Consider the following 18,838-nt stretch of genomic DNA (forward strand, 5'->3'; position numbering starts at 1 on the left):
AAAGACAAATGCCAGGAGGCGCACATGTCCCCAGCCCCACGCAAGCACAGGCTGTATGTTTTCATCTCGGCGTTTCTCGGCACGGCGATCGAGCAATACGATTTCCTGCTGTATGGGACGGCCTCGGCGCTCGTGTTCAGCAAGATTTTCTTTCCGACGCTTGATCCGCTCGCCGGCACGATCGCTTCGCTCGGCACCTACGCGGCCGGCTATTTTGCGCGTGGCGCGGGGGCGCTGATCTGCGGGCATTTCGGCGATCGCATCGGCCGCAAGACGCTGCTGCTTGCCACGCTGCTGGTGATGGGCACGGCGTCGACGCTCGTCGGTTGCCTGCCGACGTACGCCCAGATCGGTATCTGGGCGCCGATCCTGCTGACGCTGCTGCGGATATTCCAGGGCCTTGCGATCGGTGGCGAGCAGAGCGGCGCCACCGTGCTCAGCGTGGAAAGTGCGCCGGCGGGACGCCGTGGCCTGTACGGAAGCTGGAGCAACTCGGGGAGCTACGGCGGTGCGCTGTTGTCGACGGGTGCTTTGCTTCTCACGTCGAGACTGCCGGAAGCCGATTTTCTCACCTGGGGTTGGCGGATTCCGTTCCTGTTCAGTGCGGTGCTGTTGGTAATCGGGCTGCTCGGACGCGTACGGCTGCCTGAAGCGCATGAATTCGAGCAGATGAAGGCGACCCGGGCCGTCGCACGTTTTCCGCTCGCCGACCTGTTTCGTAACAATCGCCGGGAAATCGCGATTGTCTTTATGGCACGACTCGGCGAAATCACGTGGTCGATCTTTGTGCTGCTGTTTTCCGTCGCCTACGTCACCGTCCATCTGGCGCTGCCGCGCCAGGTGGTGCTCGCCGCGATCATGGCTGGCGCTATGCTGGCCGTCTTCATGGTGCCGCTGTTCGCCGCCCTGTCCGATCGCATTGGCCGCAAGCCGATCTACCTGGCTGGCCTGCTCGCGTGCGCGCTTTACGTCTGGCCGTATTTCACCCTGCTGAACACGCGCGATCCGGCTCTGGTCAAACTCGCCATCGTCATTGCACTCGGTCTGATCCATCCGTTGATGTACGGCCCGCAAGGCGGTTTCTTTGCCGATATGTTCGACGTCAAGGTGCGTTTTTCCGGCGTATCCATAGGGGCGATCGGCGCAATCATTGGCGGCGGCATCAGCCCGGTGATCTGCTCCGCGTTGCTCGCCGCGCGCAATGGCGATCCCCTGTGGGTCGCGTGCTACGTCGCTGTGAGTTCGTTGATTGCCGCCAGCTTCGTGCTGCTTGCGCCGCGCAGCGGCACTGTCTCGAACACGATTCGCGAGCCGGTTGCGCAATCGCAGGCTGGTCAGTCCTGAGTCATTATCCGAACACAAGGAGATTCCCATGAGCGAACATGACAAATCGAATCTGAGCCGCGGCATCGCCGCGGAAATGGACCATAAGCTCGAGCAGGGCGCATGGGACGCCCGGCAAAAGCTTGCGCTGACGTGCCGGATGCTCGCGCACGAAGGGCACTCCGAGACCCTCGCGGGGCAGATTACGCTGCGCGTTGGCGACGGTACGTTCCTGACGACCGCGATGGCGGTTGGTTTCGATGAAGTCACGCGCAGTAGCGTCATTCGTATCGACGATGAAATGCGTGTGATCGAAGGCAGTGGTATGGCTAACCCCGCGATCCGTTTTCATTTGTGGATCTACCGGCGCCGGCCGGATGTCAACTGCATTGTCCATACGCATCCGCCGTATGTAAACGCCCTCTCAATGACGGGTGTGCCGCTCGAAGTCGCCCACATGGATGCGACGCCGTTCTTCAACGACTGCGCTTTTTTGAAGGAATGGCCGGGACTGCCTATCGCGGATAATGAGGGGGAAATCATCTCCGGCGCGCTCGGCAATAAGCGGACGATCCTGCTGGCAAATCACGGATTTCTTGCGGCCACCTCCTCGATCGAGGAATCGGCTTATCTGTCCGTGCTGATCGAACGCGCCGCGCGCAGCCAGATTCTAGCCAGATCGATGGGCCAGATCGTGAGTATCGATCCGGCGTTGGCGCAGGAATCGCACGATTTTCTGCTGCTGCCCAGCATCGTCAAGGCGAGTTTCGCGTTGTTCGGGCGGCGCGTGATCCGGCGCGAACCGGAGGTTCTTTTCTAGGGTTTCCGTCGCTTTTGCCGGGCAGCAGGCTGCGCGATAATCGAACGACTTACACCGGCGCCACCCACAATGCCGCTTTCGGGAGTTTGTCATGCACACTGTCGACTTGCCGTACGCTCCGACGCTCTGCGAAATGCCCGCGCGCTGTGTCGACGAATGGAAGCTCTCACTCGACGACATTGTTACACCAGGCGACATTCTGCTTGCCGGCGGCAGATCCGAGGGGGAAATCCGCGCAGGCCGGCTGATGGGCGGCGGGGTGCTGGCGACTGTGCAACTGGGGTTGTCGGAAGTGCGCCACGAAAGGGCACATCTGCAAAATCTCGTGGGCGATGACGTCATCGTTCTGATCGTGCTCGACGGCTGCGGCACGGTCACGCAGCAACAGCGCACGCTGCCTTTCAAGGCCGGCGACATCACTTTCCGGCGTGCACGCGTACCGTCGACGGCGCGCGTCGACAAGCCGGCAAAGTTTGTCATGCTGCGTCTGCCGATCACACGTCTTTTCGGTCATGGGACGTCGCGTTTTTCCTCTTTTACACCTGCCTGCGCCAGCGGCGAATCGGGAATTGTTCTCACAGTGCACCGATTCATCGAATCGGTTTTGCCCTCGCTCGGGCAGCAGAGCGCAAACACGGCGGCCGCGGCGGAGCAGTCGCTTGTATCGCTGGTGGCGGCGGCCTATCTGGAGTCGGCGGGCGATGCAAGCGCCGAATCCGCCCCGGGCGGTGCAAATCCTCTGCGATGGTCGCAACTCTGCGCGTTTATTGCGTCGAATCTCCACGATCCGGAACTGGACGTCGAAGCATGCGCGCGGGCACTAAGCGTGTCGAAACGCTATATTCATAAGGTGTTCGAAGCTAATGGCACGCATTATGGAAGGTTCGTGCTGGAATGTCGCCTGAGCCGAAGCCGTGACGATATGACGAATCCGCTCTGCGCCGATTTGTCGATCGAACGCATTGCGTACAGAAATGGCTTTAACGACCCGGCGCATTTCAGCCGAAGCTTTCGTGCGCGGTTCGGTGCCACGCCAGGCGCATACAGGAAGCTAGGCCGCAGCGCAGTCCAGGAAGACAGAAGCGGGGCGCGATGAAGATACCTGCCTGGCACCCATTCGGGTGATTTGATCTTGTGCGCGAGAATTTCGACGTTTCAGCGCCCCCGGCAGCCCCGGGTTTATTCCGCGACGTCCGCAATAGCTTGACGTGACCGATATCGGAGGCATGCCATGCACGAAGAGACCATACGTGAAGCGCTAGCGCTTGCTGCAGAACCAGCGCGGCTCCTCTATCGCAAGCGCGTGTCGGCTCGCTCGCTTACTTGGTCGTATAACCGCCGTTGATCAGAATGGTCTGCCCCGTAATCCACCATCCGTCGCTGACCAGGTGGCGGATAAAGGGCACCACGTCCTCGATGTCGGTCAACCCTGTCGTGGAGAACGGCGAGAGCGCGGCGGCGGTCTTGTGGTACGCCACCGCATCCGCGCCTTCGGCGGGATAGAAGAACGGCGTGTCCATAGGCCCCGGACCGATAGCCGTCACGGAGATGCCGCGCGCGCCGAACTCCTTGGCTGCCGCGCGCGTGAAATGCTCAACCGGCGCCTTGGTGCCCGCGTAGGCCGCGTAAAACGGCGTGAATGCGCCAAGCAGCGACGTGACGAGCGTGACGATCTTGCCATTGTCGTTGACGTGCTTGCCGGCTTCCTTGAGAAAGAAAAACGCGGACTTGGAATTCACCGCCGTCATTTCATCGTACTCGGCCTCGGTAATGTCGACGAACGGCTTCTTCAACACCTTGCCTACCGTATTGATTGCGATATCAGGGCGGCCGACCGCGGCGACAACATCCGCAAACAGCTTCTCGACCGCGCCGGCCGAGGTCAGATCGGCCTGGAAAGCGACGGCCGTGGCGCCTGCCGATTTGATCGCGGCAAGTGTCTCGTCCGCTGCCGCTTTCGAGCTCGCGCTGTTGTAGTGGATCGCGACCGCCTTGGCGCCCTGGGCAGCAAGATCCCGCGCAATCAAGCCACCAAGATTCTTCGCCCCGCCCGCAATGACGACGGTTTTGCCTTTGATGCTGTGGTCTGCCATGGTTCATCCCCAGTGCCGAAGCCGCCCGATGCAGCCTCTCATCCTGTTGGATGATATATTCCAGAAAAATCATTTAAACCTACTGTTTCTGACATCACTGGTCAGAAAAGTCGAACAGTGGCGGGAGCGAACGTGGATCGTATTGACCTGTTTCGCGTCTTCGCGCGCGTTGTTGAATGTGCGAATTTCACGCGCGCGGCGGACACATTAGGTTTGCCTCGCTCGTCGGTATCGGCTGCGATCCTGGAGCTGGAGGGACGGATCGGCGCACGCCTGCTGCACCGGACCACGCGCAAGGTGTCGCCGACACAGGACGGCGCCGCGCTCTATGAGCGCTGCCTGCGCCTGATCGCCGATGTCGAGGAGACCGAGAACCTGTTCCGGCAGACCTCGGTAGGGCCAGGCGGCATGCTGCGCGTCGATGTGCCGGGCCGTATCGGCCGGCTGATCATCGCACCGGCGCTGCCGGAATTCCTCGTTGCCTACCCGAAGATCGACATCACACTCAGCCTGACCGATCGCACGATAGACCTCGTTGAAGAAGGCGTCGACTGCGCTCTGCGCGTAGGTAAGCCGCACGATTCCGGCCTGATCGCCCGCCCCATTGGCAATCTGCCGCTGATCAATGTGGCGAGCCCCCTCTACCTGTCCCATCACGGTACGCCTTCCACGCCCGGCGATATGGCGGCTCACCAGGTCGTTCAGTACGCGTCGCCTTCGAGCGGACGTATTGCGCAATGGGAATGGCTCGACGGCGAGACCGCGAGGACGGTGACCACGCGAGGCCGCGTGAGCGTCAACAGCGCGGAGGCGTATATCGCCTGCTGTCTTGCAGGACTCGGCTTGATCCAGATTCCCGCCTACGACGTGCAGCAGCATCTGCGTGCGGGCGAACTGATCGAGGTGATGCCTGAATACCGGGCCGCGCCCATGCCCATGAACCTGCTCTATCCGCATCGGCAACATTTGTCGCGCCGGGTTCAGGTGTTCGCCGACTGGCTCGACGCGCTATTGAAAGCGCAGCTCGTTGGCGATTCGGGCGGAAGAAAATGAAGCCGCCGCTCAGGTCTGCCCCTGTTGTCCAAGGATGCGGGTTGAACAGATGCGAATCGAGTTCGGCCATCTGCACAATCAACCGTTCCGGGGTGAATGGATCGCCTCATAGGGCGACGAAACTATCGGGGGAAGCCGGCCTCCATAACGAACGAACCATCAGTCGATTCAATGCGCATAGACGCAAGGTCATTCGGACTACGGTCACAAGACGATCACGTGGACGACAATTCGCAAAGCGCTTGCGAGGCAATTATTTGCCGTGACATCGGCGCCGCCTTAGGTCAAGATTTGTGCTTCGGCCGTGGCGATTGACTTCGACAGGTTGGTAAATTGAGGCAGACAAATGCGCGCGCTGCATAATCCAGATGATGCGGCGTGAAGCATCAAAAGTTTCAACGCCGGAACCTTGCCTGAGAGACGCGGTAAATATTTTATTCTGGAAATAATGCACGCAACGAGAAACCCACCGCGGGGCGCCCGCACGTTGGTGCCGATCCGTCTATTCGTTGCCCAGGTGTTCGCTCCTGCCCTGCGGAACCTGCAATACGTGAGCCGCCGGATGCGCCCGTTCTCGATCATTGCGATCGTCGGCTTCCCGCTTTATTACTACATCTGGCACGACCTCTTTCCGCAGCCGTACGAAAACCTGCCGCTGCGGCTGATCGGCTCCGCGCTGTTTATCCCGATTGTATTTTCCAACCGCTGGCCGTCGTGGGCGAAAAAGCTCATGCCGTACTACTGGTACGCGACAATCTTTTACTCACTGCCATTCTTTTTCACGTTCATGCTGTTGAAAAACAACGGCTCGAACGTGTGGGTCGAAAGTGCGCTGATCGCTGCATTCGTGATGGTGTTGCTGCTCGACTGGCTCATGCTGGTGCTCAACTTCCTGCTCGGTATTGCGCTTGCGTACCTCGCCTATTGGGCAACAACCGACGTCGTCAGTATGAACTCGTCGTACCTTGTTCATCTGGCGATTTTCTCGTTTGCGATCGCGATCGGCGCCATCGCGAACTACGACACGGAGCGCATCCGGGTCGAACAGGAACGCGCCATGCTGGCGACCGCCGGCAGCATTGCTCACGAACTGCGTACGCCGCTACTCGCCATTCGCGCCGGCGCCGCCGGCCTCGGAAGCTACCTGCCTTTGCTGCTCGAAACATACGGGATCGCTCAGGACAGCGGACTACGCGTGCCCAGGATCCGCTCCGTTCACCTTCATTCCATGGACGGCGTACTCTCCCGTATTGAGCAGGAGGCGGTTCATTCCAACACCATTATTGACATGCTGCTCGCGAACGCGCGGTTTACCGACGGGCACTCCCAACAGATCACGGACTGCTCGATCAGGCAATGCGTGGAGACCGCGCTCACCCGCTATCCGTTTCGCGAGGGAGAGCGGCAGCAGGTACTTACGGATCTTATCAACGACTTCACGTTCGAAGGTTCGAGCATGCTGGTAGTCCATGTGCTTTTCAACCTGCTGAAAAACGCGTTCCGCGGCATGGCGGATGTCGAAAGCGCCCTGATCTCGATCCGGCTTGCACCTGGCGCGCGCGCGAACCGTCTCCTCTTTCGCGATACCGGCGTAGGCATCGCGCCCCAAGTCCTTCCTCACATCTTCACGCGCTTCTATACGTCGTCGGCCGAAGCGGATGACGCTTCCGTCGGCACCGGCATTGGCCTCGCATTCTGCCGCGACGTCATGCGTGCAATGGGCGGCTCCATCGAATGTACCTCGGTCGAGTCTGTGTATACCGAATTTGTGTTGACCTTTCCCAAGCCATCATGATGGATACGATCAAACCCTTCTACTTTCCGACGACGGTCACGTTCGTCGACGACAGTTCGGCATTCCTGTCGAATCTGTGTCTGCAACTCGAACCGAACCTTGCGTTCCGGCTCTTCAGTTCGTCCAGAGAAGCGCTGCACTTCGTGAATCAACGCCCTCGTCACGGTGCGCCCGAGGAACAGATCTTCGCTCCGTACCGCGATAGAACCGATGAGGACGAGGCTCACCAGGTCATCGCGATGAGCGTCGACGCGGTCCGTAATCAGGTGTTCGACAACGACCGTTTTCAGGCGGCGTCGGTTGTCGTCGTGGATTACGACATGCCGGGGCTGAATGGTCTCGAATTCTGCCGCCGCATAACGGACCCTGCTGTACGCAAGATCATGCTGACCGGAAAGGCGGACGAGCGTATCGCGGTGGAGAGCTTCAACGAAGGCATCATTCATCGGTTTATCCGCAAGCAGGACACATCGGCCGTCAGCGCCTTAAATCGCGCGGTGCGGGATATGCAGCATGCGTACTTCGACAACCGGTGCCAGTCCATTCTCGACACGCTGGTGACGTCGGAATATACGTTCTTGCGTGACGAAGCGATGGGTGCGCGGGTAAGAGAACTCTTTGAATCGCTCGGTATTGTCGAGCATTACCTTTCCTACTCGCCAAACGGGCTGCTCATGTTCGACAGCGCCGGCAAGTCCTATCTGCTGATTGTCCACACGAACGAAACGCTGCGCGGTGTGCGAGAAATAGCCGAAGTACAAGGCGCGCCAGCGGCTTTTTTCGAAGCCCTGGACAGCGGCCGGAGCTTGCCGTACTTCTGGCAAACCAGCGGGTACTTCCCCACGGGCGGTATTGCGTGGGAAAGCTATATGCACCCGGCAACACAGTTTACGGGGCAACGGCCTTACGTTTATGCGGTGATTCCCAACCCGCCCGGGTTTGATCTGGGCCACGTACTGAGTTACGACCGTTACCTCGAGTGGCTGGACCGCGACATACAGAAGACATGGAGTTCACTCACGTAAACTCCATGTCATGCCGCGATCAGACCGCTAATGCACTATCCGCGGTGCTTTGCTCGTGGCTATGTTTGCGGGACGACAGCCGCTCGCCGAGACGACGGCTGGAGGGCCAACTGTCGAGCTCAACCTCGCTGCGAATGTCGCGACAAACGCTCACCAGCCTTTCGATCTGCGCGTCGGTCAGCGCAGCGTGGATCGACAGGCGAATCAGCGCGCGATTGCGCGCCGTTGCCGGTGCGCAAAACACAGAACCGAAAATGCCCCGCGACTCCAATGCGTCGCGTAACAGGATCGTGCGTTGTTCGGTGCCTGCTTCGAGCGCGATGATCTGGCTCTCGCTGCCATTCAGGTTATATCCAAGCGATGTCAACCGTTCCCGCAGCCACGCGGCATTCGAGGCGAGTCGCCTGCGCCGCCGATCGGCGCCCTCAATCACCGACAACGTCGCGTCAAGTCCGCTGATCTCGTGAGGCAACAGCGTGGAGCTGAAGATCGCAGGATTCGATTCGAACTTGAAGTACTCCTGGAAACGGGCCGGACAACTGATGAACCCGGCCCGGCCGGCAAACGCCTTGGCAAGACTTGCGGTGCGGAAAGCGACGCGGGACTCGAGTCCAAGTTCGACAACTAGCCCGGCTCCACGCGGACCATGCGTGCCCAGCGAATGCGACTCGTCGACCACGAACACGCACTCATGCCTGTCACACACCTCCGCGAACGCGACAAGCGGGCATACGCTACCGTTCGTGCTGTAAATCGAATCGACCAGCACGACGCCCTGCCCGTAACGCACGATCTGCTGCTCGAGATGCGCCGCGTCGTTGTGTCTGAACGGGACCGGAACCGCGCCCGCACAGCGGATGCCTTCCCACAGCGACATGTGCGCCATCATGTCTACGTAGACCGGTGTTCGTGCCGAAGCGATCGACTGGATCAGCCCGATGTTCGCCGCATAACCGGACTGACACAGTACGCCCGCCTCTGCATGCATGAACGCCGCCAGCCGGTTCTCGAACTTCAGTTGCGGGCAATCGCCGTGCAGGAAGATGCCCGACATCAATAGTCCGTTGCCGTCGGAACGCAATGTCCGGCTCATACTGCGGATGATGTCGGGGTGGCGCGCGATCGCGAGATAGTCGTTACTCGACAGATGCAACGCATCCGGTCCGGGAATGCGGCCGCGCATGATGTGGCCGCCTCCCCACGTATCCATTACCCGCTCGCTGTAATATTGCTCGACGCGCGATGCCACAAAGGCCGGGAGCGATGGTGAGGGTTGGTTCTTTCCCAAGCGGTCAAAAACGGTTTTCATTTTGGCTCCTTAAAGGTTAACTACTGCCCGTGGCGGACAGCAGACCCATAGTGAGCCACTCGTTTTTCGGCGTGTGTCATGTCACTGCTGCATCTGCGAGTAATTCAGCAACTGCCAGGTGAATCGAAGAAACCTGTGGTGGATCTTTTATTCATTTAGCATAAGGCCGTGCCCGCCCAGAATCGGTCATGCGATGCTTATGCCGGAATCGCTCGTAATCACGGGCGTTTTTAGATTGAGACGGCATAAGCCAACATACCGCTGGTAAGGACAGGAAAGTGAATGTGACATTCGCGGATACAACGCACACCGATGCCGAGGCGCTGGTACAGATACGCATCGAGGCTATGCGGGAGAGTCTGGAGCGTATCGGCCGTTTCGATCCGCAGCGGGCGAGAGATCGATTCCTGTCGTCGTTCGATCCCGTGTTCTGCAGGTTCGTTATTGTCGATGGCGTGTCCGTGGGCTTTGTCGTAGCGAAACCCGCCGATCATTGTCTGACACTCGAGCACCTCTATATCCGCCCGCAACATCAGGGCAGGGGAATCGGCTCGGCAGTACTCGATTCCATCTTTGCCGACGCCGATACCCGCTCGATTCCGGTCAAGGTCGGGGCGCTTCGCAATAGCGACTCAAACCGCTTTTATCAGCGGCATGGTTTTCTGAAGATTGAAGAAACGGAGTGGGATATTTACTACCTTAGAAATCCCGAAGCGCGATAGCCGGGATTTCTGACAACCGGGCATCTGGCGGTTTCCGCCGACAGATGCGCCCGGATACGCTTGAGCACATTCAGGGCATTCCGTTGGGCATCGTCCCGCACCCGTGTGGCGGTACACCGATCAGCTACCCGCGCTGATTGTCGAGACGATGCCCATGGCAGTTCATCGGTTGTGCGTGCGTGACAACGGCTCAAGCCGTCGGCGACTGCACGATCACGCCATACCATCCCAGGCCACGGTAGCTCTCGTAGCCTGGTGTGGCGGCGAACGATACGGTACGCCCATCGGTGAGCTGATAAAAGCCTGCGGCACGGCCGCCGGTATTCAGACGGAACTGTTCGTCGAGCACGCCCTTGTCGTCCGAACTTGCGATCACGCGATGCTGTGCGTTGACGATCATGCAGCGCGTGCGCCGCCATTCCTCATCCGTGAGCCGCACGCCTTTGACGACGGCCGACGCCTGAGGCGCCCAATCGAAAAAGATCACCAGCGCACCGAGCGGCGTGCCATCGACTGCACCGTTTTCGCGGATTGCCGTCGCGTACGTCGCGACGTGTGCGTGCTTCAGAAGCGCCAGTTCTTCGATATCGCCCGCAACAAAGTCCGCGCCCGAAGGCGTTTTCATTGCGTCGCGGAACCAGCCGGCTTCAGCCACGTTGCGGCCGTGCACCGCGTACGTATCCGGCCGTCCATTCGCGACGACGTTGCCTGCCGCGTCGATGATCCATAGATCACGGTACACGGTATAACTGTCGAGAATCACTGACAAACGGCGCGATGCGTACGCCCGCGTGTCGGCACTCGTATTGGCGAGGCAATCGACCACCGCGGAATCGGTGGCCCACCAGCGCACGTCGCATGAGCGCTCGTACAGATTGCGGTCGATCACGTCGATCATATTCAGCGCGAGGTCGGCGCAACGCTGACCTTCGTGCGAACGTAGCCGTTCGATCATGCTGTCGCCGAGATCGGTCAGCCTGGTCAGCGAGCCGGCGAGTTCGCGATTGAGCACCGTGGTGATTTCGCCGATTCGCGCCGACACATGCTTGACCTGATTCGCCACGACCGCGAAGCCGCGGCCCGCATTGCCGGCGCGCGCTGCTTCGATCAAGGCGTTGAGGGCGAGAAAGGTGGTCTCGCGATTGATGTCGTTGATATCGGAGATTTTTCCCGTCGCGATTTTCCTGACGTGATGCGTCAGTTCGACGATTTCGAGCGGATTCGACATGGCATGGCCCCCGTGGCTGAAGATTGTTGTGCCTACATAAAAGCAAGCATCGGGCCGGGTAGGTTCCACGGGCGTTACGGCCGTGGACATGCACTCCGCAAACGTTTGGCGATGCGTGTCATGGTGCGGACACAATCGGTGATGGCGGGCGACGCACCGCATACGTGCATCGCCGGGAGGGAGGCGCCACGGGGCGCTTCATCGTCGACCCGATCGCATCGGCATGCGAAGAAAAACCACGCCGTTCAATCACAGCAACGGCAGCGTCAGGCTGATGTGCTCCGCAAATGCCGTGGTCAGATGTGAAGGACGCTCCCGCTCGAACTTCAGGGTAATGCCCACCGCGGGCAACGACGGCAGCGTGGGATCACCATTGAGTATCGTGAGATCCGGAGCGACCGCAGTCTGCGTGATGACGGCAAAGGCCTGCCCCGAGCGGACCAGCGCCGTGAGCCCGGCAAGACTGCTGCTCGCATAGGCGATGCGATAGGCCCTGCCTGCGCGTTGCAGCGCATCGCAGGCCGCCACGTGGTCGAGCGTGTCCGGATCGGAAAGCGCCAGTGGCAATGGATCGAAATGGGCGGAGTCCAGTCCCGGATAGCCTACCCAGACCAGCGGCTCGCGGCGAATGATATCGGCATTCGGCGCGTCTTCCGGCAACGAGATCATGGCAAGGTCCAGCGCATGCATCTCCAGTTGTTCGAGCAGTCGCGGGGTAGGGGCGCACATGACCTCCACCAGCGCATGCGGATGCTGGCTTGAGAACTGACGCAGCAAATGCGGCAGAAAAACGGCCGCATAGTCTTCCGGACAGCCGAAACGGATCGTTCCCGACAAGCCTTTGCCGGACAGATCGGCCATCGCTTCGTCGTGCACGCGCAGAATCCGTTGGGCGTGGGTCAACAGCCGTTCGCCGGGATTCGTCAGCACTACCCCACGACCTGTGCGCTGGAATAGCGGCTGGTCGACGATTTCTTCGAGGCGCTTCATCTGCTGACTCAGTGCGGACTGGGTCCGGCCAATCCGGTTAGCCGCGCGACTCAGCGCCCGGACTTCGGCTATGACGATAAACGAACGCAGTAAGTCGATTTCGAGTGAAAGGCTCAAGATATTAGGCTCGCTTCTAGCTTCCATAAGAAGTATTCGATTCTATGAAAGCAGAGTGCCCTCTAGACTGCAAGTTATTCCAGCCACCCACCAGGGGAGAAGCAACGTGTCCGGGAACAACGACGCAGTTTTCTGGCGCAACGCCAGGCAGCACCTCATCCGCTACGGCGGCGCCTTCGAGCCGATGATCATCGAGCGGGCCCAGGGCAGCTTCGTGTATGACGCCGACGGCCGCGCGATTCTTGATTTCACCTCCGGGCAGATGAGCGCGGTGCTTGGGCACAGCCATCCGGAGATCGTGTCGGTGATCAACGAATACGCCGGCAAGCTCGACCATCTCTTCAGTGGCATGCTTTCGCGACCGGTGGTCGATCTGGCAACCCGGCTGGCCGACATCACGCCTGAAGGACTCGACCGGGCGCTGTTGCTCAGCACCGGCGCGGAGTCGAATGAGGCCGCTATTCGCATGGCGAAACTGGTCACCGGCAAATATGAAATCGTCGGCTTTGCGCAGTCGTGGCACGGTATGACGGGGAACGCGGCATCCGCGACCTACAGCGCCGGCCGCAAGGGCGTCGGTCCGGCAGCCGTCGGCTCCTTCGCGATTCCGGCGCCGTTCCTGTACCGTCCGCGCTTCGAGCGCAACGGCGAATACGATTACCTGGCAGAACTGGACTATGCGTTCGATCTGATCGATCGTCAGTCCAGCGGCAATCTCGCCGCGTTCATTGCGGAGCCAATCCTCAGTTCCGGCGGCATCATCGAACTGCCGCCGGGCTATATGGCCGCGCTCAAGCGTAAATGCGAGGAGCGCGGCATGCTGCTGATTCTCGATGAAGCGCAAACCGGCGTGGGCCGCACGGGCACCATGTTCGCCTGCCAGCGCGACGGCGTCACGCCCGACATTCTTACGCTGTCGAAAACGCTGGGCGCCGGTCTGCCGCTCGCGGCGGTCGTGACCTCCGCGCAGATCGAAGAGCGGGCCCATGAATTGGGTTACCTGTTCTATACGACCCATGTGTCCGATCCGCTGCCTGCCGCTGTCGGTCTGCGGGTGCTGGATGTGGTCGAGCGGGAGGGACTCGTTGCGCGTGCCAACCTGATGGGCGAGCGGCTCAAGCGTGGCTTGCTGGATTTGATGGAGCGCTTCGAGTGTGTCGGCGACATTCGCGGGCGCGGGTTGCTGCTCGGTCTGGAGATCGTCAAGGACCGCCGCACGAAGGAGCCGGCGGACGGGCTTGGCGCGAAGATCACCCGCGAGTGCATGAACCTGGGGCTCAGCATGAACATCGTGCAGTTGCCCGGCATGGGCGGCGTGTTTCGCATCGCCCCGCCGTTGACTGTCCGCGAGGAAGAGATCGACCTGGGGCTGGAGCTACTAGGGCAGGCGATTGAGCGTTCGCTATAACCGCCCCGCTATTTGTCGATGAGCGGCGAGCGGCCGGACATTCACGCCGATGGGTCAGCCGTCTGAAACCTTGAACAGTTTCGCGCACATAAAATCGACGAACACTCTGAGTTTCGACGACAACTGCCGGCTCGACGGCCAAAGGATCGAGAACTGTCCTGGGGCGATCGGATGCGCGCCGAGCACCGTCGTCAGCATGCCCGCCGCAATTGCATCGCGAACCAGGAAGTCCGGCATGTAGCCAATGCCAAATCCCGCGATAACCGTCTCGCGTAACGCTTCCATGTTGTTGCAGGTCAGCGCCGTGCGCAGATTCGCAGGCTCACTTCCGTCCGCCAGCAATTCCCACGGCTGCAGCTTGCCGGTTGTGGGAAACCGGTAACGCACGCAGGCGTGCGCTTCCAGGTCGCGCAGCGTGGCCGGCACACCCGCCTGCGCGAGATAGCCCGGCGACGCGCACAGCATGAAGCAGAATGCGCCGAGACGGCGCGACATCAAACTCGAATCGCTCAGCGTGCCGCTGCGGATGACGGCGTCGAAGCCGCCTTCGACGACGTCCACGAGCCGGTCGTTGAAATCCAGATCGAGCTCGACGTCGGGATAGCGACGCGTGAATTCCGGCAGCACCGGCAACAGGAATCGATAGCCGATCGCGGGCAGGCTGACACGCAGCTTGCCGCGTGGTGTTTGCGCGGCCTCCGACAGCATGGCCTCGGCATCGCGCAGATCTTCCAGTATCCGGTGACAGCGATCGTAGAAATGACGGCCTTCGTCGGTGAGCGTGACCTTGCGTGTGGTGCGGTGGAAGAGCCGCACGCCGAGCGAGTGTTCCAGCTTTGCAATCGCCTTGCCGACCGCCGACGCCGAGATGCCGAGCTTGTGCCCGGCGGCGACGAAGCTAAGCGCCTCTGCCGTGCGCACAAACGCGACGATTCCGTTGAGGTTGTCCATCCCGCTCTGACATCCGTAAAGCCGATTGAATTAAGGAATTTAACTCCTTTATCACCGGAATTCCACGGTGTTTTTGTTTGATTGAATCCGAATTATCGTTGATCGCTCTGCCGGGAATGCTTGCGCCGATGGCGTCGCGCGGACCGGCTTCCTTTGGGGAGCGTCGATGAGCAACACTTTTTCGTCCGTTTCACTGGAACGGCCAGTCGCCATTCTGACGGCCGTTTGTCTCGCAGCGCTCGCGCTGCCGCTCAGTTTTTCGGCGGGTGCGCTGGCAACGCCCGCGATTGGCCGGGAGCTCGCGGGCGGCCCGGTCGAGATGAACTGGATCACGAACGCGTTCATGCTGAGCTTTGGCAGCCTGTTGATGGCGGCGGGCGCACTCGCGGACCGGTTTGGACGCAAGCGCCTGTTTGCGATCGGTGTCAGCGGATTCGCGCTGGTCTCGCTGCTGCTCGGCTTTGCGCCGTCGATCCTGGCCGTCGATCTGCTGCGCGCGGTGCAGGGTGTTGCCGCCGCGGCCGCGCTGGCGGGCGGCACCGCGGCTCTTGCCCAGGAGTTCGACGGCCGCGCGCGCACCCGCGCGTTCAGTCTGCTCGGCACGACCTTCGGGCTTGGGCTGGCATTCGGGCCCGTGCTGGCGGGTTTCATGATCGAGCGCTTCGGTTGGCGAGCGATCTTCGCGACGGGTGCTGTGGTGGGCGTCCTCTCGCTGCTGTTCGGCGTGCCGCAGATGCGCGAATCGCGCGACCCGGATGCGCGGCGTATCGACTGGGCGGGAATCACTACGTTCACCGGGGCGTTGTCGTGCTTCACGTTCGGCGTGATTCAGTCCTCGGAGAGCGGCTGGTCGAACCCGCTGGTCGTCGCATTTCTGATCGGCGCGGCATTGCTGGGCACCGCGTTCTGGGTCATCGAAACGCACGTCGCGCGGCCCATGCTTGATCTGTCGTTGTTCCGCTATCCGCGTTTTGTCGGCGTGCAGGTGCTGCCGATCGCGACCTGCTACTGCTACATCGTGCTGCTCGTCGTGCTGCCGCTGCGTTTTGTCGGTGCCGACGGTTACAGCGAAATCGAGGCCGGCTGGCTGATGCTCGCGCTGTCGGCCCCGATGCTGGTCGTGCCGCTCGGTGCCGCAACGCTGACGCGCTGGACGTCGGCCGGCGTCATCTCGGGCATCGGCTTGTTGATCGCCGCGGCCGGCCTGTACTGGCTGACCACGGTGTTGCGCGACGGTGCGAGCCATGCAGCGATCGCGCCCTTGCTCACAATCGGTGTCGGTGCGGGAATGCCGTGGGGATTGATGGACGGCTTGTCGGTGAGCGTCGTGCCGAAGGAGCGCGCCGGCATGGCGACGGGAATTTTCAGTACCACGCGTGTGGCAGGAGAGTGCATTGCACTCGCAACGGTCAGCGCGATTCTGGCAGCGCTCACGCAGGCTCGCGTGCAGTCGATCGTGAGACCCGATACTCGATCCGCCGACGTGTCCGAAGCGGCGGCGCGTCTCGCAGCGGGCGATCTCGCGCGCGCATCGGCGCTTCTTCCGCATGTCGGCCGGGCGGCATTGCAGCACATCTACATCGATGCGTTCGGCCTTTTGCTCGCGGGGCTGACTGTCGTTACGCTGCTGTGCGCGATTGCGGTGTTCGTGATTCTTGGCCGGACTCGCACCGACGACGATTCATCAACGGATCGTGAGCGCCATGCACGCGTGATGGCGAGTGATCGGTAATCTGCTTGACGTGTCGTTTATTTATTCAATTGGCATGGCCGGCCTGAGTGTGAAGTATGCCGACACTTCGTTCACTTCATTCGGAGGCGAACTTCATAGTCGCTCAGGTGACGCGAAAGGGGCGAGAGTAGCTGTCTGAGCAGCGAACCGGTCGATGCCCGTACTCCAGCAAAGAGAACGCGGCATAAAAAAAGCCGCAGACGACGCTGCGGCCAACAAACACACACGCCGAACGTTGGGGAACGCTGACGTGTTTCCTGATGCTATCGAAGCGCGCTGCAACTGCAAATCGGGTATTTTGTATGAAGCTTTAGAGCGCCTTGCTGGACAGGCCTGTGGTCGTGATTGCGCCGAGCGGGAGTCGCGAAAAAACCACATAGACCGCGTGTGGCCGCGCAAGCGCTCGGCGGGCGCTTGCGCGCCTCGCGAATCGGACTTCAGTTTGCGCGTACCACGGGCGGCGGCGTCCACGATCCGTCTGTTATTGCAGCCTTCGGCCAGTAGGCGCGAATGTACAGCGAGAACACGTCCTTGGGCGCGGGAACCCAGTTCGATTCCTTGTCCTCACCCGGCGAGTCGCTCTGGAAATACAGCGTGAGTGAACCGTCCGCGTTGTACTTGAGTGATTTGCTCTTGGTGCCGAGCGAGAAGCGGTTCAGCTTGTTCGCTTCAAAAAGGTGTTCCTTGTTGTAGACCGTCAATGACCAGAAGCCGTTGACCGGTGGCGTTTGCCCTTTCGCGAAGGTCACCGTGTACCGATTCGTGCCGTCGAGGCGTTGGCCCGTCGAGTCGAAGTCGGTATAGATATAACGGGTTTCTTGCGGCGCGTTGTCGTACATATTCGACTTCGCCGTTGCGGTGCGGGACAGGTAGTCGGTACCCCAGCGCGCGCCGTTGGGCGGAGACGTCCAGCCATTTCCCACCGGCCGGCCATTGTTCCGGAATTCGAACAGCGGGCTGATCAGATCGGCCTCGGCGGCTACCGCGGTTTCCGTCAATGTGGCCTTGATCTTCGGGTCTTTGGCCGCGGCATCCAGGACGGACTCAATCGTGCGATAGATGGCTTCCTCACCGGGCAGCGGAGGCACCATTTTCATGACCAGCGGGAGTTCGTCGAAGTACTTCTCCGGTATAACCCATTTAACTTCTCCTTTCCCGTCTGTAGCGGGGGGCGGGAAAGACGGGGTCGCCTTCCAGTCTTTGGTTTTCATCTTCCCCGTAAATTCGCTCAGCGGATAAACCATGACCTGGCTGAGTAAAGGCTGAATTGCGACCTTGTCCTCTGGCGTATCGTCCTGGAAAATGCGCGGGAATATGGCGACCAGGTTAGTCGGCGAGCGGTGTACCGCTACAATTCCAGCCGGAACCTTGCCTTTCCAGTCCGGGCCCACCAGAAGATGCAATCCGGGTTTGGTGCCGTATTGCGTGCCAATTTGACCGAATGAATCCGTGCGTGCGTCCGAAAGCTGATAGGTGTAAAAACGCTTGCCGAAATTCGGCACCTGAATGACGACGGGCGTTTTATCAAGCTCCATGAAACCCGCGCCGTACACCGTGTCCTGGTTGGGACACGTCACGAAGTTTTCGGCCGAGTCGATATAGTCGGTCAGCATGGAAACCTGGTTATGCGGCGAACCGGGAATCACGCCGCCAATCCGGCCTGGTTCCGGCAAGTTCTTGACAGCCAGCGAGCGGTTGTAGTTGTTCACCAGCGTCCAGCCCCACAGATAGGCGAAGCGTCCCACTGTGGCGACGTACTCTTTTGTCATCACCGTGCCCGGTGGCGTGCCCATGATTTCCGATGCGGATTGCGCCGGCACGGCCGGCTGAGCCTGCGCTGCCATGATGAACGTGGTTGAGACCGCGACACCCAGAATAACGTGCTTGAGATTCACGCCTACTCCTCGTCAAGAATGATGGGTTATGCCTGAATACGCCAGCAGAGCATTGGGAAATGCTTGTGGCAACTTACTTTGTGGCAACGTACTTATTGAAGTGAGCAAATTCGCAACAGGCGAAGCAATAGCGATCGATTAAAATCGCGAATGCCAGTGCCCAGCCCGCTTATCACAAGTCAATGAATTATTCAAACCAGAAAAAGCCTGCAGCTTGCCGGAAGCTATTGCGCACGGCTGGTTGACAAAAAGATGACCAGTCTTTGTTATTTGTCAAATATCCGAGTTGCATGTAATTTCCAGGATATCCGCCTTAGCTGCGCTGACACTCTATCAACATTTGCAGGTTCCATGTAAGCTTTGCCGCACCCATTCAG

Annotated in this window: 15 protein-coding genes; 9 read left to right on the forward strand and 6 right to left on the reverse strand. The window is 60.3% G+C overall.

What is annotated here, in order from left to right; all coding sequences use genetic code 11:
- Nucleotides 1-24: 24 nt before the first annotated feature.
- From AC57B6_RS12105 to AC57B6_RS12115, 3 genes are all read left to right on the forward strand, one after another.
- Nucleotides 25-1,344: an MFS transporter gene (locus AC57B6_RS12105; RefSeq protein ID WP_496421416.1), complete on the forward strand. Its 1,320-nt coding sequence runs from the start codon at nucleotides 25-27 to the stop codon at nucleotides 1,342-1,344.
- A 28-nt stretch (nucleotides 1,345-1,372) separates the two neighbouring features.
- Nucleotides 1,373-2,143, forward strand: coding sequence for an aldolase (locus AC57B6_RS12110; RefSeq protein WP_183797228.1), 771 nt, complete (start codon nucleotides 1,373-1,375; stop codon nucleotides 2,141-2,143).
- A gap of 91 nt (nucleotides 2,144-2,234) precedes the next feature.
- On the forward strand, nucleotides 2,235-3,239 hold the full coding sequence (locus AC57B6_RS12115) for a helix-turn-helix domain-containing protein (RefSeq protein WP_496421417.1): 1,005 nt from the start codon (nucleotides 2,235-2,237) through the stop codon (nucleotides 3,237-3,239).
- Between the two features lie 223 nt (nucleotides 3,240-3,462).
- On the opposite strand, the gene AC57B6_RS12120 is transcribed toward AC57B6_RS12115, so the two are convergent.
- Nucleotides 3,463-4,236 (reverse strand): SDR family oxidoreductase, encoded by a 774-nt coding sequence (locus AC57B6_RS12120; protein ID WP_106355831.1) that lies wholly within the window; start codon nucleotides 4,234-4,236, stop codon nucleotides 3,463-3,465.
- Between the two features lie 132 nt (nucleotides 4,237-4,368).
- Between AC57B6_RS12120 and AC57B6_RS12125 the strand changes: the two genes are divergently transcribed.
- From AC57B6_RS12125 to AC57B6_RS12135, 3 genes are all read left to right on the forward strand, one after another.
- Nucleotides 4,369-5,289: a LysR family transcriptional regulator gene (locus AC57B6_RS12125; RefSeq protein WP_496421418.1), complete on the forward strand. Its 921-nt coding sequence runs from the start codon at nucleotides 4,369-4,371 to the stop codon at nucleotides 5,287-5,289.
- A 550-nt stretch (nucleotides 5,290-5,839) separates the two neighbouring features.
- Complete coding sequence (locus tag AC57B6_RS12130) at nucleotides 5,840-7,084, forward strand: sensor histidine kinase (protein ID WP_235430020.1); 1,245 nt, start codon at nucleotides 5,840-5,842, stop codon at nucleotides 7,082-7,084.
- Nucleotides 7,081-8,109: a response regulator gene (locus AC57B6_RS12135; RefSeq protein WP_244143990.1), complete on the forward strand. Its 1,029-nt coding sequence runs from the start codon at nucleotides 7,081-7,083 to the stop codon at nucleotides 8,107-8,109. The genes AC57B6_RS12130 and AC57B6_RS12135 overlap by 4 nt, the downstream gene beginning before the upstream one ends.
- Before the next feature lie 19 nt (nucleotides 8,110-8,128).
- Here the strand turns inward: AC57B6_RS12135 and cqsA are convergent, their stop codons facing one another.
- Entirely contained in the window at nucleotides 8,129-9,418 is a 1,290-nt protein-coding gene (gene cqsA, locus AC57B6_RS12140) for an alpha-hydroxyketone-type quorum-sensing autoinducer synthase (protein WP_028195751.1), read from the reverse strand.
- 278 nt (nucleotides 9,419-9,696) lie between these two features.
- On the opposite strand from cqsA, the gene AC57B6_RS12145 reads away from it, so the two are divergent.
- Entirely contained in the window at nucleotides 9,697-10,140 is a 444-nt protein-coding gene (locus tag AC57B6_RS12145; RefSeq protein WP_496421419.1) for a GNAT family N-acetyltransferase, read from the forward strand.
- A gap of 190 nt (nucleotides 10,141-10,330) precedes the next feature.
- Here AC57B6_RS12145 and AC57B6_RS12150 read toward each other — a convergent pair whose 3' ends face one another.
- The gene (locus tag AC57B6_RS12150; RefSeq protein WP_496421420.1) at nucleotides 10,331-11,530 is read right to left on the reverse strand and encodes a cache domain-containing protein; all 1,200 of its coding nucleotides are present in this window, start codon (nucleotides 11,528-11,530) and stop codon (nucleotides 10,331-10,333) included.
- An 87-nt stretch (nucleotides 11,531-11,617) separates the two neighbouring features.
- On the reverse strand, nucleotides 11,618-12,502 hold the full coding sequence (locus AC57B6_RS12155; protein ID WP_496421421.1) for a LysR substrate-binding domain-containing protein: 885 nt from the start codon (nucleotides 12,500-12,502) through the stop codon (nucleotides 11,618-11,620).
- A 79-nt stretch (nucleotides 12,503-12,581) separates the two neighbouring features.
- On the opposite strand from AC57B6_RS12155, the gene AC57B6_RS12160 reads away from it, so the two are divergent.
- Nucleotides 12,582-13,883, forward strand: a complete 1,302-nt coding sequence (locus tag AC57B6_RS12160; RefSeq protein ID WP_496421422.1) for an aspartate aminotransferase family protein — start codon at nucleotides 12,582-12,584, stop codon at nucleotides 13,881-13,883.
- A gap of 54 nt (nucleotides 13,884-13,937) precedes the next feature.
- Here the strand turns inward: AC57B6_RS12160 and AC57B6_RS12165 are convergent, their stop codons facing one another.
- On the reverse strand, nucleotides 13,938-14,834 hold the full coding sequence (locus tag AC57B6_RS12165) for a LysR family transcriptional regulator (RefSeq protein WP_030099489.1): 897 nt from the start codon (nucleotides 14,832-14,834) through the stop codon (nucleotides 13,938-13,940).
- 166 nt (nucleotides 14,835-15,000) lie between these two features.
- Between AC57B6_RS12165 and AC57B6_RS12170 the strand changes: the two genes are divergently transcribed.
- Complete coding sequence (locus AC57B6_RS12170) at nucleotides 15,001-16,566, forward strand: MFS transporter (RefSeq protein ID WP_496421423.1); 1,566 nt, start codon at nucleotides 15,001-15,003, stop codon at nucleotides 16,564-16,566.
- A gap of 437 nt (nucleotides 16,567-17,003) precedes the next feature.
- Here AC57B6_RS12170 and AC57B6_RS12175 read toward each other — a convergent pair whose 3' ends face one another.
- Nucleotides 17,004-18,461, reverse strand: a complete 1,458-nt coding sequence (locus AC57B6_RS12175; RefSeq protein WP_235430022.1) for a DUF1254 domain-containing protein — start codon at nucleotides 18,459-18,461, stop codon at nucleotides 17,004-17,006.
- Between the last annotated feature and the right edge of the window lie 377 nt (nucleotides 18,462-18,838).

This window comes from Paraburkholderia sp. BGA-UO-ETr-F12 (genome assembly GCF_059567945.1).

Coding starts and splice junctions, on each gene's coding strand:
- AC57B6_RS12120 (WP_106355831.1), bottom strand. CDS start 4,236: ATGGCAGACCACAGCATCAAAGGCAAAACCGTCGTCATTGCGGGCGGG.
- AC57B6_RS12115 (WP_496421417.1), top strand. CDS start 2,235: ATGCACACTGTCGACTTGCCGTACGCTCCGACGCTCTGCGAAATGCCC.
- AC57B6_RS12110 (WP_183797228.1), top strand. CDS start 1,373: ATGAGCGAACATGACAAATCGAATCTGAGCCGCGGCATCGCCGCGGAA.
- AC57B6_RS12135 (WP_244143990.1), top strand. CDS start 7,081: ATGATGGATACGATCAAACCCTTCTACTTTCCGACGACGGTCACGTTC.
- AC57B6_RS12165 (WP_030099489.1), bottom strand. CDS start 14,834: ATGGACAACCTCAACGGAATCGTCGCGTTTGTGCGCACGGCAGAGGCG.
- AC57B6_RS12105 (WP_496421416.1), top strand. CDS start 25: ATGTCCCCAGCCCCACGCAAGCACAGGCTGTATGTTTTCATCTCGGCG.
- AC57B6_RS12155 (WP_496421421.1), bottom strand. CDS start 12,502: ATGGAAGCTAGAAGCGAGCCTAATATCTTGAGCCTTTCACTCGAAATC.
- cqsA (WP_028195751.1), bottom strand. CDS start 9,418: ATGAAAACCGTTTTTGACCGCTTGGGAAAGAACCAACCCTCACCATCG.
- AC57B6_RS12150 (WP_496421420.1), bottom strand. CDS start 11,530: ATGCGGTGCGTCGCCCGCCATCACCGATTGTGTCCGCACCATGACACG.
- AC57B6_RS12170 (WP_496421423.1), top strand. CDS start 15,001: ATGAGCAACACTTTTTCGTCCGTTTCACTGGAACGGCCAGTCGCCATT.